Annotated in this window: 17 protein-coding genes; 7 read left to right on the forward strand and 10 right to left on the reverse strand. The window is 43.8% G+C overall.

The window, feature by feature from the left end; all coding sequences use genetic code 11:
- Positions 1-193: 193 nt before the first annotated feature.
- Positions 194-1,069 (reverse strand): 6-carboxytetrahydropterin synthase, encoded by an 876-nt coding sequence (locus tag O9X84_RS11110; protein WP_269519825.1) that lies wholly within the window; start codon positions 1,067-1,069, stop codon positions 194-196.
- A 65-nt stretch (positions 1,070-1,134) separates the two neighbouring features.
- Positions 1,135-2,241, reverse strand: a complete 1,107-nt coding sequence (yejK, locus tag O9X84_RS11115; protein WP_269519826.1) for a nucleoid-associated protein YejK — start codon at positions 2,239-2,241, stop codon at positions 1,135-1,137.
- 159 nt (positions 2,242-2,400) lie between these two features.
- Between yejK and O9X84_RS11120 the strand changes: the two genes are divergently transcribed.
- Both O9X84_RS11120 and O9X84_RS11125 read left to right on the forward strand, forming a co-directional pair.
- Entirely contained in the window at positions 2,401-2,616 is a 216-nt protein-coding gene (locus O9X84_RS11120; RefSeq protein WP_269519827.1) for a DUF1414 domain-containing protein, read from the forward strand.
- A 12-nt stretch (positions 2,617-2,628) separates the two neighbouring features.
- Positions 2,629-4,149, forward strand: coding sequence for a DUF3413 domain-containing protein (locus tag O9X84_RS11125; protein ID WP_269519828.1), 1,521 nt, complete (start codon positions 2,629-2,631; stop codon positions 4,147-4,149).
- A gap of 90 nt (positions 4,150-4,239) precedes the next feature.
- Here O9X84_RS11125 and O9X84_RS11130 read toward each other — a convergent pair whose 3' ends face one another.
- The 4 genes from O9X84_RS11130 to O9X84_RS11145 all read right to left on the reverse strand — a co-directional run bounded on the left by O9X84_RS11130 (position 4,240) and on the right by O9X84_RS11145 (position 8,235).
- Positions 4,240-4,905, reverse strand: a complete 666-nt coding sequence (locus tag O9X84_RS11130; protein WP_269519829.1) for a D-glycero-alpha-D-manno-heptose-1,7-bisphosphate 7-phosphatase — start codon at positions 4,903-4,905, stop codon at positions 4,240-4,242.
- Entirely contained in the window at positions 4,902-5,783 is an 882-nt protein-coding gene (locus O9X84_RS11135; protein WP_269519830.1) for a putative RNA methyltransferase, read from the reverse strand. The genes O9X84_RS11130 and O9X84_RS11135 overlap by 4 nt, the downstream gene beginning before the upstream one ends.
- Positions 5,784-5,918: 135 nt before the next feature.
- Entirely contained in the window at positions 5,919-7,037 is a 1,119-nt protein-coding gene (locus O9X84_RS11140) for an enoyl-CoA hydratase/isomerase family protein (RefSeq protein ID WP_269519831.1), read from the reverse strand.
- Between the two features lie 43 nt (positions 7,038-7,080).
- Complete coding sequence (locus O9X84_RS11145; protein WP_269519832.1) at positions 7,081-8,235, reverse strand: acyl-CoA dehydrogenase family protein; 1,155 nt, start codon at positions 8,233-8,235, stop codon at positions 7,081-7,083.
- Positions 8,236-8,653: 418 nt separating this feature from the next.
- Between O9X84_RS11145 and O9X84_RS11150 the strand changes: the two genes are divergently transcribed.
- Positions 8,654-10,237: a response regulator gene (locus O9X84_RS11150; RefSeq protein WP_332108327.1), complete on the forward strand. Its 1,584-nt coding sequence runs from the start codon at positions 8,654-8,656 to the stop codon at positions 10,235-10,237.
- A 43-nt stretch (positions 10,238-10,280) separates the two neighbouring features.
- Here the strand turns inward: O9X84_RS11150 and O9X84_RS11155 are convergent, their stop codons facing one another.
- The gene (locus O9X84_RS11155) at positions 10,281-11,156 is read right to left on the reverse strand and encodes an NAD(P)-dependent oxidoreductase (protein WP_269519834.1); all 876 of its coding nucleotides are present in this window, start codon (positions 11,154-11,156) and stop codon (positions 10,281-10,283) included.
- A gap of 94 nt (positions 11,157-11,250) precedes the next feature.
- On the opposite strand from O9X84_RS11155, the gene O9X84_RS11160 reads away from it, so the two are divergent.
- Positions 11,251-11,730, forward strand: coding sequence for a glutathione peroxidase (locus O9X84_RS11160; protein ID WP_269519835.1), 480 nt, complete (start codon positions 11,251-11,253; stop codon positions 11,728-11,730).
- Positions 11,731-11,830: 100 nt separating this feature from the next.
- Positions 11,831-12,841, forward strand: a complete 1,011-nt coding sequence (locus O9X84_RS11165; RefSeq protein WP_269519836.1) for a 2-hydroxyacid dehydrogenase — start codon at positions 11,831-11,833, stop codon at positions 12,839-12,841.
- Between the two features lie 132 nt (positions 12,842-12,973).
- On the opposite strand, the gene O9X84_RS11170 is transcribed toward O9X84_RS11165, so the two are convergent.
- Positions 12,974-14,230 (reverse strand): Y-family DNA polymerase, encoded by a 1,257-nt coding sequence (locus tag O9X84_RS11170; protein WP_269519837.1) that lies wholly within the window; start codon positions 14,228-14,230, stop codon positions 12,974-12,976.
- The gene (locus tag O9X84_RS11175; protein ID WP_032094265.1) at positions 14,230-14,637 is read right to left on the reverse strand and encodes a S24 family peptidase; all 408 of its coding nucleotides are present in this window, start codon (positions 14,635-14,637) and stop codon (positions 14,230-14,232) included. The genes O9X84_RS11170 and O9X84_RS11175 overlap by 1 nt, the downstream gene beginning before the upstream one ends.
- Before the next feature lie 289 nt (positions 14,638-14,926).
- Between O9X84_RS11175 and O9X84_RS11180 the strand changes: the two genes are divergently transcribed.
- Positions 14,927-15,097, forward strand: coding sequence for a hypothetical protein (locus O9X84_RS11180; RefSeq protein ID WP_269519838.1), 171 nt, complete (start codon positions 14,927-14,929; stop codon positions 15,095-15,097).
- A 1-nt stretch (position 15,098) separates the two neighbouring features.
- Entirely contained in the window at positions 15,099-15,320 is a 222-nt protein-coding gene (locus O9X84_RS11185; protein WP_269519839.1) for a toxin-antitoxin system HicB family antitoxin, read from the forward strand.
- Between the two features lie 102 nt (positions 15,321-15,422).
- Here O9X84_RS11185 and O9X84_RS11190 read toward each other — a convergent pair whose 3' ends face one another.
- Positions 15,423-15,812 (reverse strand): hypothetical protein, encoded by a 390-nt coding sequence (locus O9X84_RS11190; RefSeq protein WP_269519840.1) that lies wholly within the window; start codon positions 15,810-15,812, stop codon positions 15,423-15,425.
- Positions 15,813-16,050 lie beyond the last annotated feature (238 nt).

Genomic DNA, 16,050 nt, shown 5'->3' on the forward strand with positions numbered 1-16,050 from the left:
TGTCTTTACGACAAATCAACAAGCCGAGTAAAAATCATTATTCAGCCTAACCCATTTTTAGCACTCCTGTGGGCATTCGCATGCACCAGTGTCCAAGGGCAGTTGCTAAGTTCTATTTACTACGATATCGACGCTATAACAAGGTAGCTAGGATACAGACGCTTAGCCTGCATCCAAACTTATTGGTTACGCGTTACCCAGAAACTAATGCGCCTTTGCCAACGCCTTCGTACGCAACCACTCTGCATTCGCCGCTTGGCGTTCTTTTCTTTTGTTCCACTAACAAATACTGCGCTAGACACTCTACCGTGGAATCTGTCTCAATCACTTCACACACTGCTTTAGCAATAAGTAGCTCGAAGTATCCTTGCGAAGACTCATAGCCAAAACACAAATAGTCATCAGGTACGTCAACAGAGCCTGATAACTTTCTGTCATCGTAGTGAATTTCATCTTCGCGAGTGGCAACGTAAATATCTTCCCAACGTTTTGCCCAATAGGTTTGGCTTTCTTCACATATCTTGCCATCAAGATAGATGTCGATACGCGAACGATGGCCATGTGCTATGCGCTGACAATTGCCATCGTGCTTTTTGAGACCATGGGTATAGTGATAAAACGGTGAACTTATTACTTCCGTTCGTAGATTCAATGTCAAATTATCTACATTCTCGGGAAGATGCGTGGCAAGCACCTCTTTAAGATAAACCCCTACCGAGTCCATAGTGATCACATCGGAATATAAAATGGCATAGGCTTCAGCCGGGCAATAAAGCATGATTTTCTCGCCGTTCTCACGGGTAAAACGCACTTCAACTTGCTCGCTGTCTTCATCGTGAATAACCTCTGACCCACTATATTCTGCGGGCACGAGAAGTTTGTGATCGACATATTCGTCAATCAATCGCTTGAGGTTTTTCTTCACGTGTCCAAAATCTTGGACCATGCTCTCTTCGTTCAGTTCGCCGTCCAATACTACATCGACAATCCAACTTTCCCCTACCATTCCGCGCTTCGGACACAGGTATGAAAAGTCCATTACTGTCAGATCATTTACAAATAATTGCATAACACCCTTTAATCGAGTTTATTTTCTGTTGCTAGTATACTTTTTTTATCACTTGAGCGCAGTCATTAGTCCATTGAGGACTGTCGATTGAGCTGATCTTTTAAATTCGGTGGAATACCGCGGATAGTTAGCGTATCGGTGGCAGGGTCATAAAATACTCTATCCCCCATCAGTTTGCGCTCGAAGCTCACCGACACGCCACCGCCTTGGCCTGTAAATTTCGCCAGCTGTTTAAGCGCAGCAGGGTCGGGCTGTATTTCTTTTTCCAGCGGTACTTCCAGTGAGTCGGTAAACGCGGCAAAATTGTTTTTCGTTTCTTCATTCGAAGGCAAGCGGTTCGCTATTTCATCTACTGACAAACTTTCGCCAGCATCAATTTGCTCTTTGAAATAGGATTTCACTTGCTCTCGATGTTGGTGCTGTTCCTGAGGATCAAGCGATTCGCTGGCCAGGTAAGCATCAACCGAGGAAATAAGCTGCTTATTTTGCTGTTTTACATCAACAAGTTCTTCACAGCCTACAAACTGCATAAAAAAGTCTGATACCTTACGGCCCATTCGCCCTTTAATAAAGCTCACGTAACGCTGTTGCTCAGGCTGAATATCCCACTGCGTTAAATCGAAACGCACTGCGAGCTGCATTCTCGCTAAATCAAGATGCTCTCTTGCTGATAAGTCGAGTGAATTAGTCACCTCAACGTGTGAGCGCGTATTGAGTAACGCAATCATAAGAAACTGGGTAGATAGATACTCATACTGGCAAAATATTAAAAAGCCAGTTTCAACCGTACCTGTGTCTGCGAGCGTTTTCACAAGGCGATGAGTAGCATCAACAGAAAAGTCATGAAATGCGTCCTCTACATTGTCACCTCCTGCTTTGTGTACACTCAGGTAATTTTTTAAGCCCTCAGCGAAACCGGATACATTTTGTACTGCACTCTCTTGTGAGCTGTCTTTGTCGCTATCGTTAGTATCGGCGATGCTAGGCACTTCTGAAACAAAATGGCCAACCCCCTTGCCAGGTTTAGCGTTAAAGCTGTGATTAATTTGATGGGCGAGTGACTCTATTTCTGGGGTAACCGCTAAACATTTATCGCGAGGGATAGCTTCAATTTTTTCTTCTTTGTTAACGATTAAACGATGAACAACAAAGTGGTGAATCAGTGCACTCATAATTGATCGGGTGTCCTGTTGCTTAAAAAGTGTATGAAATGCCCAAAGAATTGTGGGTTTTTAGAATGAATGATTGTACTCACTCAAACAACGATTATAATCATTTTACGAGTAAAACCATTCTTTTTATCAAAGAAAACATAAAAAAGAGGCGTAGCAATGCCCCAAAACAGCCGTTACAGCAACGACGAATTCGAAGCACTGATGAACAAGGTAATACTAACACTTGAAGAAAGTGGTGCAAATCGCGATCTTTCACTTATGGTGTTAGGCAATGTCATTACCCATATCTTGAATACGCAAGTTAAGCCAGAAAGCCGCGAAGCGATGGCCTCTCAGTTTGCCGACGTGTTGAAGAAAAGTGTCAAAGCGTAATAAGGTAGTTCTATGATACTTGCCGAATCTCCTCGCCGCCAGCGTGTTACAAAGCTAGTGAACTGGGGGCATTGGTTTGCCCTAGCCAATATAATCATTGCTATTGTAATCGCATCTATATTCGTCTTTTCCTCTCCAATGCCCGGCACTGGTGTGGGAACGATATTTTTGCTGGCAAACTGGTTTGGTCATATTAGCTTTATGACCTTTTTCGGCTTTGTCATTTTTATACTCCCTTTGTGTTATCTCGTGAGTAATTCCCGAGTTATTAAAGCCAGTGCGTCTGTTATTGCCGCCGTAGGCCTTGCCTTGCTAGCATTTGACGCCCTGCTGTTCAATCGCACGGGCTTTCACATTAGTTTTCATGCGGCAGACTTGCTTCGCAGCGAGGCCCAATCTCAAATAGCGATAGAGAATTGGCAGCAGTGGGGATTCTTGTTTTTGCTCTTTATTGTGTGGCTTAGTTTTCAATTAGTATTAGCAAATGCCATTTACAAACGCGTTGAGCGTTTTACAAAGTATAAAATAGGCGTGCCGGTTACTACTTTCTTTGTAGCCTGTTTTGTTACAAGTCACGCGGTTCATGTGTGGGCTGATGCAAAGCTATATCAACCTATCATCAAACAAGACAATATGTTTCCACTCTCTTATCCAGCCACTGCAAAAACCACCATGTCGCGCTATGGGCTATTAGACCTTGCCGCCTATGAAGAGCGCAAACAGCTGCAGTTTAATCCCGAGTTTCACAGCACAACCTATCCAGCGCAACCGGTTTATTGCTCTGTAAACACGAGCAAAAACCTTACTGTGGTAGTGCAAACTGACAATGAAGCGATAAATGATTTAAGCAAATCCCTTAGCCTAAACAGGCTTGAGAATTACTACTCTACAGCAAGTAGTTTAGAGGGTTTGATGACCACGGCCTTATTTGGTGTGCCAGAAATTTATCAAGATGCGCTATCGCAAAAACGCCCAGTTATGTTAGCACTCCCGTTAGGCTCTGGCATGCCGGTGTCGGTTCACAGTGATACCCCGCTTCCTATGTCGCAACTAACTGGCTACCAGCAACCGCAGTCAAACGAACATGACGGCCTGCATATTGCCTTCATGAACGGTGCTGATATTGAGAATTACATTGAGAAAGCGAGACAAAGCCAACACGATGTTATCGTTGCGACTGGCTTTGAAAGTGCTGACGGTAAAGGCGTGCTGTATAGCAACTTGCCTCTAAGTGCCAAAGTTGCAAGCACTGAAGACTTAGCCCCCACCATTTTAAATGCACTAGGGTGCAATGCGCCTAGTACTTTTTATTCAACAGGGCAAAGCTTACTTTCGCCAACACGACCTTGGTTAGTCAGTACATCAGGTGAGCGCATTGTTGTGTTCCATGCAGGAAAACGCACAGATGTATTGAGTAATGGTAGTTATGAAATCACAGAAATGGCCACGGGTAAGCGTAGCAATGATGCATTAAATGTAGATTTGCTTAGCCAAGCGATAAAGCACCTGTCTCGCTTTTCTACACAAAATTAAGCAAGACACGCCGCTTCAAAGAACCAATAAAAAAGCGGGCTAATGGTTATACGTAACCGTTAGCCCGCTTTTTATTGGTGCTTAACGCACCTACTCTATTTCAGTAAGCTGTTGTAAATATTGAATTTTACGAACTCCCTCAATAGTAGAGCCTGCTGGTATGGCTTTTTCTGAAAGAAAGACGCTCTTTTTAAGCCCCGCTGCGTGCGCTGCCTCAATATCTCTCCAGCTATCACCAATAAGCACACTATCATTGAGCGCTATGCCAAGCTCTTGCGATGCCTGCAATAACATTCCTGGCTTGGGTTTTCTGCATGCACAATCAATTGCATATTTTGCTACGCTTCCCTCAATGTGGTGAGGACAATAATATACGGCTACCTCGCTAACACCGTTATCAGCAAAATCTTCTTTTACCTTATCCATTAGCACATGAAAGTCGGACTCAGTGTAGCGTCCCCTTGCGATACCGCTTTGGTTAGTGACAATAACAATTTTGTAATGTACTGAAGCATACATTCTTACCACATCAAAAATTCCATTCACATACTCAAAGTCGTCGTAATGCCCCACATATCCATGGTCGACGTTTATCACGCCGTCTCGGTCTAGAAACAACGCTTTGTGCTGCCGAAGTCCACTCGTGTTAATGCTATTATTCATCTTCAATGGTGTTTGAACATTTTGACTTGAGTCTGCATGCTCTCCCACTTGCTCTTTTGCTTCATCAGTGTTCAAAACGGTGGGTTTGCTCATTCGCATTTTTCCCACACTTGAATGTGAAAATGGGCGGTGACATTAGTCAACCCATTTACCATCTTCATAATGCTGTCTTGCGGTAGCTTCCAGTAAAACGGCGTCATTTTTACTAACGACAATGCATGATCATTGTTTGAAAGGGATATTTCAAAGCGTAGTGTTTCTCGCGTTACCAAAGAGAACCCTTCACGCTCACTAACATCAAGCTGATGTTTCTCGGGAGTATCATAAACGTGCTGCTTTATTTCGTACAAATGGTCTTGTGCCGGATCTACGGTGATCAGTAACCCATGCTGTGGTGCAAGTATGCGTTGGTATTCGTCGTTGCTGCCGGGCGCAAATACTTGAAGCACCACATCTTGGCTGTTTGGCCTTAAAGGAAGGTCAAAACTGCTGGCGACAACGAATGTGTGTTGTTTATATGCCTTGGCAGCCAGCTCTACGGCTATTTTTGAAATGTCGCTGCCAGCCCCAGTAACTTTTATGACTTGTTTTTCTGAACCCTGCTCGCCTACACCTTGGTTTTGTAGGTCCTTCTCGCTTAGGCCATCCACAACAGCATTCAAATAACTGCCTTCTCCGCACCCCGCATCGTAAATTCTTACTCGTCCACGCTCTTTTATTTGGGGGTTTAAGTGATTACTGATCAGCTCACACATTTTGTCTTTTAACGGTTTGTAAGCGTTTCGCTGATGGAATTCTCTTCTTGCCCTCACCATTGCTTTGTCATCGCCCGGCATTTTTGACTTTTTAAACTGAACGGGTAATAAGTTCACGTAACCCGCTTTCGCTTTATCAAAGCTATGGTTATTAATGCAGCGAATTGGGGTTTCGTTTAGCGAGACAGATGTTTTACAAAGTGGGCATAGCCACATAGCGGAGGTCTTAAGGTCGGTTGCGATAAGAATAAGTTTATCAAATTGAATGCACTGACAGCAATCGCATGTTTACTGTCAGTGAACTTCACACCTAATTAGCCTAAAGTCGCGTGACTATGAAACTGCAGCTCTTTATTTTCCTAAAGCCGCTAAAGGATGAGTTTTCTCTGTCCATGGTGAACTAAAAAAATGCTCAACAACCTCTGCGGGCACTTTGTCTACAGATGCATATTTCCATTTAGGTGACATATCCTTATCTATCAACAAGGCGCGTACACCCTCCTGAAACTCGCCACTTTCTCCACAGCGGCATGACATATTGACCTCCATTTGGAAACACTCAGCGAGGGTCATAGATGCACCACGACGACACTGCTCATACACCAAGTGCATTGTAATGGGCGAACCTTTTTGCAACGTTGATTGAGCACGGCTTAGCCATTTATCGCCCTGCATATCGCAATGCAATATAGCGTTGACCACGTCTTCTGCACTGTTACCTTGGCAAAGCGAGTCTATAAGGTCGCGGTGTTTTTCTATATTACCTTGAGGTAGCTCATCAGGCTGTTTCAACGAACTAAGCACGTGAGACACCTGACCCGCTAAATCGTTTGGCTGCCATGAGTGCTGTAATAGGCTATCAACCATTGTGTCTTTTTCAGTTGAAGCCACCAGCACGTCACCTAGTCCAACGAAACGTGCGTCAGCGCCGTTCATCTGCCCACCAGTTAGCCCTAAAAACAGACCAGTTTTGCCAGGTAATCTAGGTAGAAAGTAGCTGCCCCCTACGTCGGGGTATAGGCCAATACTTATCTCTGGCATAGCAAGACGCGATGTTTCAGTAACTACGCGGTGGCTCGCGCCGCTTAGCAGCCCCATTCCACCGCCCATCACGATGCCAGCCCCCCACACTATGATAGGTTTGTCATAGTTGTGGATGGTGTAATCAAGTGTGTATTCTGTTTTAAAGAACGTTTCTAAAAATTCAGGAACAACGCCTTCGGCTTCCACCATAGAGCGATACATAGACACAATATCGCCACCCGCGCAAAAAGCTTTATCACCTGCTGCATCAATAACAACAGCGACAACATCATCTCTGCTTTGCCACTCCAATAATGCATCTAGCATTATGGTTGCCATGTCTAAATCAAGCGCATTCAATGCCTTTGGTTTGTTCAGCGTTAGCCGACCAATAACATGGCTTCCATTTTTTGCCGAAAGTTCTTCTTTGATAACAACCGAATCCATATTGCGACTTCCTTAACTTGATTTTTAAATTTTTGACTAGAGACTAGAGAATGCTGCGTTCATCTGCTAACAAACGTCTACCAATAATAACGCGCATGATTTCATTCGTGCCCTCTAGAATTTGATGCACTCGCACGTCACGGAAATGCCTCTCTAGTGGATACTCTTTAATATACCCATAACCACCGTGAAGCTGCAGTGCATCATTACACACACTAAAGCCAACGTCAGTAGCAAATCGTTTCGCCATTGCACAATAGGTGGTTTTATCCACGTCGTTATTATCAAGCTTGCATGCCGCCATACGCACCATTTGGCGAGCTGCAACAAGCTCTGTCGCCATATCTGCTAATTTAAATTGTAATGCTTGGAAGCCCGCTATTGCTTTGCCGAACTGTTCTCGTTCGTTCATATAGTCTCTTGCTACATTCAGGGCCTGTTGCGCGGTACCTACTGAGCAAGTTGCTATGTTAATACGACCACCGTCTAGCCCCTGCATGGCCATTTTAAACCCTTCACCTTCGTCGCCAAGTCGCCACGCGTCTTGGAGTTTTACGTTATCAAAGGTAATCATTCGTGTTGGCTGAGCATTCCAGCCCATTTTTTCTTCGGCTTTTCCGTAAATTATACCGTCGCTATCTGCCGGTACGGCAAAAGCGGATACGCCTGAGGGGCCGTCTCCACCCGTTCGCGCCATGACAACCAGTACGTCGGTACTACCAGCGCCTGAAATAAATACTTTAGAACCATTAAGCACATAACCATCGTCTGTTTTTGTGGCTTTGGTTTTCAGTGATGCGGCATCAGAACCAGCGCCAGGCTCGGTTAAACAGTACGACGCTAGCTTTTCGCCTGTGACTAACTCCTCACACCATTGGGCTTTAACCTCGTCACTGCCCCATAGCGCAATCATCCATGTAGCCATATTGTGTATAGTAAGCATGGCAGTAGTAGTGGTACAGCCCATTGATAGTTGCTCAAAAATAATAGAGGCATCTAAACGTGAAAGCCCTAAACCGCCGGCCTCTTCAGGGGTATATAGACCGCAAAAACCAAGCTCGCCGGCTTTTTTAATGGCGTCGACTGGAAAGTGATGCTCTTGGTCCCACATGGCAGCATGTGGAGCTAATTCTTGTTGTGCAAACTGACGCGCAGTCTCTTCAAACGCCAATTGATCATCATTTAATTCAAAGTTCATGTGGGTTGCCTTTCATTATTGTGACTTTACACTGTATTAACACGATAACTAAAAGCTACCCCTTACGTAAACGTAAAGGTAAAACATTAATTAAATTATCATTGCTATGACGTAAATAAAATGTGACGGAAGTACTGAATTTTGTATGCTGACCTTGAAAAATACGATTTTGCAAAGCCCTCCGCCCTCCTAGATCTGGAGATAGCTGTGTTTTTTATCTGCGTGTGGCTTTGCAGTCAAACTAGTCAAGTTATTAACAGAACGTATAGCAGCTAATACGCTCCTAACTGTGTCTATCTTCAATTATGGCGAATGTAGCTACTGAGGTTTTGATTGTTACGTGCAGTTTCGAGCCTTCGCTGGTAAGCTATCCACAGAGTTATTATTAACCTTGGTTTTTGTGGAATTACGAGCAGCTATTGTTGAAGACAATGCTACCGCGCGTACAGCACTGCGCGGCCACATTATGTCTATCGCTAATTTATCGGTCAGCAGCTACACCTCAGGGGTAGAGCTCAAGGCCGCCTTGCGAAAACAAAACTTTGAATTGCTCATCATGGATTATCACCTTGGCGAAGGAAAGACTGGCGTTGAGTGGCTGCAAAGTTTAAAGGAAGCTGACTTCATCAAGCCCAGTACCGGCGTTATTTTTCTTACATCAGACCGCTCACCACAGGTCATCGGCCGAATAATGGATTTGCAGCCTGATGTACTAATGATAAAGCCTTACACTATCGCATCGCTTTCTCGCCAATTAAAACACTACCTCTATTATCGTGACTTCATAAAAAACGTATTGCAGGCTCTCGACAACAAACAGCTTGAAAGAGCCATTGGCGTAATAAGAAGTAAAATTCAAGAAGGCATCCCCCCTCGCTTGGTGTCGGATATTCGCAAACTCTATGCTCGCTTGTTGTTTAATAATGGCGAAGTACAGCGTGCGCTCAGCATTTACGAAGATATTTTGAGCCGCTCAGATAAAGTGCTGTGGGCACAGTGGGGAAAAATAAAATGCCAATACGCAGCTGGGCAATGGCCTGATTGCAAAGACCAACTCAGCGCTATGGTGAACTCCAGTTTAGCCAGAGATGAAGCATTTGAGTGGCTTGCCTCTCTTTCCTTTGAGCAGCACTCTTACGAAGATGTTGAAAAGTACCTAGAGCAAATCAAATTTAGTGAATTGAGTTTACCTGCGGCCAAACTCAAAAGCCTTGCGTTTCAAAAGCAAGATAAGGTGGTGGAAGCTATCGACCTTTTGCAAAAGAAACGGGCGTTGCATAGGTCAGCTAAAGATAGGTTTAATGACTTCACGTTTGAATTAGCAGAGTTTTATCTACTACTTGCCGAAGATGCACCGCAGAGTAATCGACAAGAGAGTTTGTCTCAGGCTCGTAAGCTTGTTGGCATTGCCGGTCGAAACCAAGCCGACGCTCAAATGTTGCAAAAGCGGGATTATCTTCTCGCTTTTTCGTCAGTACTCGACGGAGATTTAGAGAAAGCGGCTTACTTTCTTGAGCCTGACTACATGGATAATCATCTACGAACCGCCCCTTCTATGTTAGTTATTGCGGCGAAAGTGCATCACAGTTTGGGAGATGAGCGTCGAGCCGGCGAATTGTTGCTAATGGCTAAACAAAAGAATAGCGACATTCAGGGCATTTCTGAGCAGGTAATGAACGAAGAGTCTATCTTTTCTGGAGGAGAGCGATTAGGTCTTAATCATGAGCACGCGGTAGCAATAAACGATACCGGCACGCAACTTTTTATCGAAGGTTTATACGCGCAGGCGATGAAGCACTTTTATGACGCATTTCAACTTTCGCCAACTACGGCTGCGTTCGGCCTCAACCTTCTCCAATGCATGGTTGAAGCCGATACCGCTGTCTATCGGCGCTTTGATATTTATAAGTTACTGGACACTGTCTCTGAGCTTTCACTTAGCGAGTCGAACACAGCGCGTTTGGCGCAGCTCACCGTGGTGGTGAATGCAAATAATGAGTGAGCCTGTAGCTTACATAGGCACCGATATATTCCCCTTTATTGACCTATTTTAAACGGGTTAACAAGCTAGATGTATCCCAACGGCTACCACCCAACTTTTGCACATCTGCATAATATTGATCGACCAAGGCAGTAAGCGCGAGGGTCGATCCATTTCGTTTTGCCTCATCCAACGCTATGCCTAAATCTTTGCGCATCCAGTCAACGGCAAAACCAAAGTCGTAAGTATTGGACAACATCGTGCTAGCACGGTTTTCCATTTGCCACGATTGCGCGGCGCCTTTGCTAATAACATCAATAACCGCATTACAATCAAGACCGGCTTTATGGCCAAAATGTAACGCTTCAGATAGCCCCTGAACGATTCCTGCTATACAAATTTGATTCATCATTTTGGCAAGTTGACCACTACCGCACTTACCCAGAAGCTGACTGTGACGGGCATAGGAATTTATCACTGGCTGAATACGATGAAAACTTGCCTCTTCCCCACCCACCATAATCGTCAACTGTCCATTTTCAGCGCCTGCCTGTCCGCCTGACACTGGTGCATCTAAAAAGTGTACGTTTTGTTTTCGGCATGCAGCATCAAGCTCTCTAGCAATATCTGCAGAAGCGGTAGTGTGATCAACCAAAACTGCATCTGGCTTCATTCTGCTAAGCGCACGAGTTCCTATATCTCTAACATCGTTGTCATCGCCCACGCACATAAACACAATATCTGCACCTTCTGCGGCTTCTTCAGGTGTTTTCACTATGGCACTCGTGCACGCTGTGCCCGGGTAAGTTGCTAGCCACTGCTCTGCCTTCGATGCTGTGCGGTTGTAAACGGTGACCTTGTAGCCTGCATTGGCCAGGTGCCCGGCCATAGGAAATCCCATCACACCCAGTCCTAGAAAGCTTACTTTTAAATCTGACATGCAAAATACTCTCTTGTTGTTTACAGTAGAAGCTAAGCTCCTTTGGCGAATAGAATATCAGAATTCACACTAACAAAAATATAAAGGAAAGAAATTGACTATTTATCAGCACACTGTAGCAAGTAATAGCGGCGAAAATATTGCTCTTGAGCAGTATAAGGGGAAAACACTGCTTATCGTTAATACCGCCAGCAAATGCGGTTTCACCCCTCAGTACAAAGGCCTTGAGTTACTGTATTCAAAATATAAAGACAGAGGCTTTGAAGTACTGGGTTTTCCCTGCGATCAGTTTGGTCATCAAGAGCCAGGCAACGATAGTGATATTGCGCAATTTTGCGAAATGAATTTTGGCGTGTCTTTTCCATTATTTAAAAAAATTGAGGTTAATGGCGCGAATGAGAGCCCACTTTTTACCGAACTAAAGAATGATGCCCCCGGGTTACTTGGCACTAAACGCATCAAATGGAATTTCACTAAGTTTTTAGTCACTGACAAAGGCGATGTTGTAAAGCGTTACGCACCAACGATGAAGCCTGAAGATATTGAGAACGATATCGTTAAATTACTTCCTTAACCTGCGCCTAGCCGTAAAAAGTAGTGCTAAGGTATGTCGTTTAAACCGTCATGTGGGTTCGGTTAAAACTAGCTCCAAAGAACAGTTTTAAGGAAACGGTATGGAAAATAAAGAGAGACTTAACGTAGCGTGTTTCAGCACACAAGACTACGACAAAGCAGTATTTGAGAAAGCGATAAATAGCGCCGAGCCCCCTTATGCTGACTCCGTTGCTATTACTTACTTAAGTCACAGGCTAACCGCATCTACAGCACGTTTATGCGAAGGCTATAACGTAGTCATTGCGTTTGTAAATGATGATATTAGCGCTGCAACGGTGAAAGCATTAGCACACTGCAACGTAAAACATATTGCGTTGCGCTGTGCTGGTTTTAACAATGTAGATATTAACGCAGCCCATGAACATGGGATTCAGGTAAGCAGAGTACCTGCTTACAGCCCAGAAACCGTTGCCGAGCACACTATTGCTTTAATCCTTACCTTAAACCGACAAACACACAAAGCCTACAATCGAGTGAGAGAAGGTAACTTTGCGCTAAGTGGCCTTATGGGTTTTACACTACATAACAAAACGGTAGGCGTGGTCGGTACGGGCAAAATTGGTTGTTCGGTCATTCGGATTTTGAGTGGCTTTGGCTGTCGTATTCTTTGTTATGATCCTAATAAAAACCATGACGCGATGGACTTAGGTGCACAATATGTAGATTTAGAAACCCTCTTTGCTGAGAGTATAATTGTATCTTTGCACTGCCCGCTAAACGAAAGCAGCCATCACATGATAAACAGCGAATCGCTTCATAAAATGCAAGATGGCGTGATGCTGATTAATACTTCTAGAGGCGGGCTTGTAGATGACAAAGCGATAATAGATGGGCTTAAAAGTAAGAAAATTGGCTACTTAGGGTTAGACGTATACGAGCGGGAATCAGAACTGTTCTTTACCGACCACTCACAAGATATTATTCAAGACGACAACTTTCAGCGGCTAACTACGTTTCCAAATGTACTGATTACAGGCCACCAAGGCTTCTTTACCGCTGAAGCGCTGAGTGAAATAGCCCAGGTTACGTTAGCGAATATAGTCAATAAAACCAACATCGTAACGTTGTGAATGAAGCAGGAAGTTTAAACGTGAGTGAGTTTTTATCCCATCGTAAATATTCTTATTTGATGTGTAGATATTAACTAACACCTTTAAATGCAAACGTTCAACAAACTTGTCATGTTCTCGATAGGTTGTACTTCAGCACTTAATGGTAGGTATATCACTCCACCGCGTAGTTGCTCGTTGAGTAATAAACTGACGTTTCATTTCATGGGTTTTAGTAAACCCCCTCGATGCGATTTTAAGGGTGCTTTTGCCGTACCTATCATTTACCGCGTCAAGCACGTTCATTAATGTAGCGTTATCGTTGTTTTTAGCAAAAAGATCAGCTTGATAATTAGCAGCGGGTAAAATCTCTACTAGCCCCACGCCACAGCGATAAAAACAAATACCTGGTTTATAAATTTTGTCTATAACGGTGGGAATGGCATTAGCCACTGTACGGGTATCCATGGTGGGTACCGCAAACTGATGATATACCGACTTTCGATAATAGCGGGCGTCATCATGGGGCGAGTTAGATGCAAAAAACGTAATCGCTTTTGTTAGCCCCCGTTGCCGACGCAGTTTACGCATTGCGCTCTCGCAATGCCCTGTAATCGCCTTGTGTAATTCTGCTTTAGTTGTCACTCGTGAACCAAAAGTACGGGTGCTGTAAATCTGTTGTTTATCAGGCCTCACATCATCCCAGTGTATACGAAGCTCACCGTTTAATTCTCTAACCGTATTTTCCAGTAAAATTGAAAATTGCTTTCTTATTCGCGCCGGTGACTGCTGAGACAGCTGAAGCGCGTTGTTAATGCCAAGGGCTCTAAGCTTTTGTCCTAAGCGGCGACCTACCCCCCACGCGTCAGTAACATGCATTTGCCGCAGAATATCTACACGCTCCTGCTCACTGTGTATAACTGCAACACCATTATATCCAGGCAGCCGTTTACCAGCATGACTGGCGGCTTTGGCTAACGTAGGCGTTAGTCCTCCCCCTGCCCCTACGGGTAATCTCACCTCCTTCCATACGGTTTGTCTGATTTCACGACCTAGCGCCATCCAGCTTTCGTGAGACAGCGTGGTATTAAAGCGCGCAAACACTTCGTCTATGGAATACACGTAGATGTCATCGGCGAATTGGCCGATGGTGTCCATCATTTTGGTGCTAAGAGAATGATAAAGTTCGTAGTTTGAACTGGTTACCGTTACCCCGTATTTTTCAACAACGTCTTTCACCTGAAAATAAGGCACAAATTTCTTGATGCCTAATCGTTTCGCTAACGGGCATACTGCAACCACACAGCCATCATTGTTGCTAAGGGTGATCACTGGTTTTTTACGCAGGTCTGGGCGCATCACTTTTTCTGCTGATGAATAAAACCCCGACGCATCGCATAAAAAAAACACTAGGCCCCTACCTTCTTGTTAAGCGGCACATGAATTCTCACTGAACGAGTGACTACCCCCTCAAGGGAAAAGTCATCACCTTCTTGTATGAAGTAAGGTAATGCATCGGATTGTGCAGAGAGTAGTGCACGACGCTCCATGTCTAGTCGTTTACAGCAAAATACGCCATTAAGCACCGCAACGATGATAGACATGTGTTTGACCTGCTCAGCACGTGAAATGATCAGCACATCACCATCAAAGATACCGTCTAATTCCATTGACGTACCTTGAGCAACTCCAATCCATGTGGCGGAGGGTTTATCGATGAGCAACTCATCGAGGCTCAGCTCCATCTCTATGTATTCTGCTGCTGGGCTTTCGAACCCCACTAATCCCGCTTGTGCTTTGATAGGTATAACTTTCATAAAAACCACAAATACTGTACTTATATACAGTATTTTATTTTTAATCGTGGGCTCCCGTCAAATTAAATTTCTAGTTGACGAGATAAAGGTATGGTTTTTAAACAAAGATTATTTGGTTACCTTATCAGCGACTACGCAGCTCGTTACTTTGTACGTCAACTAACAGTGTTGAATTTGCTTGCTAGCTTTAGCATGCATACACGATAAAATTTAAATCATTGCGCTTGGGTTGGCTCTTTGTTTTATGCCTGTTATTCTTTTGAACTTAAGAAGGTAGCAAGTACATTATTTGTGGCGGCCAAATTTAAAAGATGAAGGCGATAACTTTCTTATTGAACTTGCGGTAGCAGGAAATGCCGAGAGCATCATTACGAATAATCTAAAAGACCTGCGAAATGCGGAATTACAATTTGATGGTTTGAAAGTGTTAGCGCCCGAAGATTATTTGAGAGGAGTTTAATATGTCCACTTTAACCATACGTTTACCAGACGATAAGCATAATCGCTTGAAGGCTTTGGCAGCGCATAAAAAGTTGAGCTTAAACAAATTGATAGAAGAGTTGTCTACACAAGCGATAGCTGAATTTGATACTGAGGTAAGATTTAAGGCTATTGCTGCTACTGGAAACAAAAAGAAAGGTTTAGAGCTTCTAGATAAGCTTGATTCACATTTTGGCAGCTAACTTCCAAATATGGGGCGCAAATACGTGTGCAATAATCGCGAAGCCGCGCACGTGTTTGCATCCCAGCGAGCGACAGCGAGTGCCATAATTGTTTGTATGGCTTTAAATACTGCGAACCCAGAATATAACTTTGTATTCTAAATTTGTATTATTTTTATAGGTGAATGCTAATTGACCATCTTTCTCTTTAAAAATAGTACTTGCTCCATTGTCTGTAGGCCCTGTAGAAACACTGGCATAGCTATTTTTATCTTTAATTTCAAGTATGTAATTTTCTTTAAAGCTTACAACCATTGCTTGCGGAAATTCAAAGTTAAAACCAACCCATAGGTCATTATCTGTAGATATTTCAATTTTACCTGAACCATGAGGTGGTAGGTTGATTGCTTTTATAACCCTAACATCAGCATTAACTTTATTTAGCAAATCATCTGAATAACTGGTTTGTGAAAAAAAGCAGGCAACAAAAAATAAAACTCTTGAGGTTTTCACAAAACATCCTTTTGAAGCCTAACTTTAAGCTTTGGGGCGCAGGCACGGGGCTATAATCGCGAAGCGGCCCCGTGTTTGCGTCCCAGCGAACGAAGTGAGTGCCAATAGCGTTTTGATAATCATTGAGCCTCCTCCCTATCAGCATAAACTAAGTTTATCCTAATAGGCGACCAAACCAAGGGAGAAAACTCAATGAACTTTTATACTAATACACATCCGTACTATTGTGGAATCGATC

Origin of the sequence: Alteromonas sp. BMJM2 (assembly GCF_027257845.1) — a bacterium.
Classification (GTDB): Bacteria; Pseudomonadota; Gammaproteobacteria; order Enterobacterales; family Alteromonadaceae; genus Alteromonas.

What these genes read in the sequence shown, in the direction of transcription:
- O9X84_RS11110 (WP_269519825.1), bottom strand. Translation starts at nt 1,069, where the DNA reads ATGCAATTATTTGTAAATGATCTGACAGTAATGGACTTTTCATACCTG.
- yejK (WP_269519826.1), bottom strand. Translation starts at nt 2,241, where the DNA reads ATGAGTGCACTGATTCACCACTTTGTTGTTCATCGTTTAATCGTTAAC.
- O9X84_RS11120 (WP_269519827.1), top strand. Translation starts at nt 2,401, where the DNA reads ATGCCCCAAAACAGCCGTTACAGCAACGACGAATTCGAAGCACTGATG.
- O9X84_RS11125 (WP_269519828.1), top strand. Translation starts at nt 2,629, where the DNA reads ATGATACTTGCCGAATCTCCTCGCCGCCAGCGTGTTACAAAGCTAGTG.
- O9X84_RS11130 (WP_269519829.1), bottom strand. Translation starts at nt 4,905, where the DNA reads ATGAGCAAACCCACCGTTTTGAACACTGATGAAGCAAAAGAGCAAGTG.
- O9X84_RS11135 (WP_269519830.1), bottom strand. Translation starts at nt 5,783, where the DNA reads ATGTGGCTATGCCCACTTTGTAAAACATCTGTCTCGCTAAACGAAACC.
- O9X84_RS11140 (WP_269519831.1), bottom strand. Translation starts at nt 7,037, where the DNA reads ATGGATTCGGTTGTTATCAAAGAAGAACTTTCGGCAAAAAATGGAAGC.
- O9X84_RS11145 (WP_269519832.1), bottom strand. Translation starts at nt 8,235, where the DNA reads ATGAACTTTGAATTAAATGATGATCAATTGGCGTTTGAAGAGACTGCG.
- O9X84_RS11155 (WP_269519834.1), bottom strand. Translation starts at nt 11,156, where the DNA reads ATGTCAGATTTAAAAGTAAGCTTTCTAGGACTGGGTGTGATGGGATTT.
- O9X84_RS11165 (WP_269519836.1), top strand. Translation starts at nt 11,831, where the DNA reads ATGGAAAATAAAGAGAGACTTAACGTAGCGTGTTTCAGCACACAAGAC.
- O9X84_RS11175 (WP_032094265.1), bottom strand. Translation starts at nt 14,637, where the DNA reads ATGAAAGTTATACCTATCAAAGCACAAGCGGGATTAGTGGGGTTCGAA.
- O9X84_RS11185 (WP_269519839.1), top strand. Translation starts at nt 15,099, where the DNA reads ATGTCCACTTTAACCATACGTTTACCAGACGATAAGCATAATCGCTTG.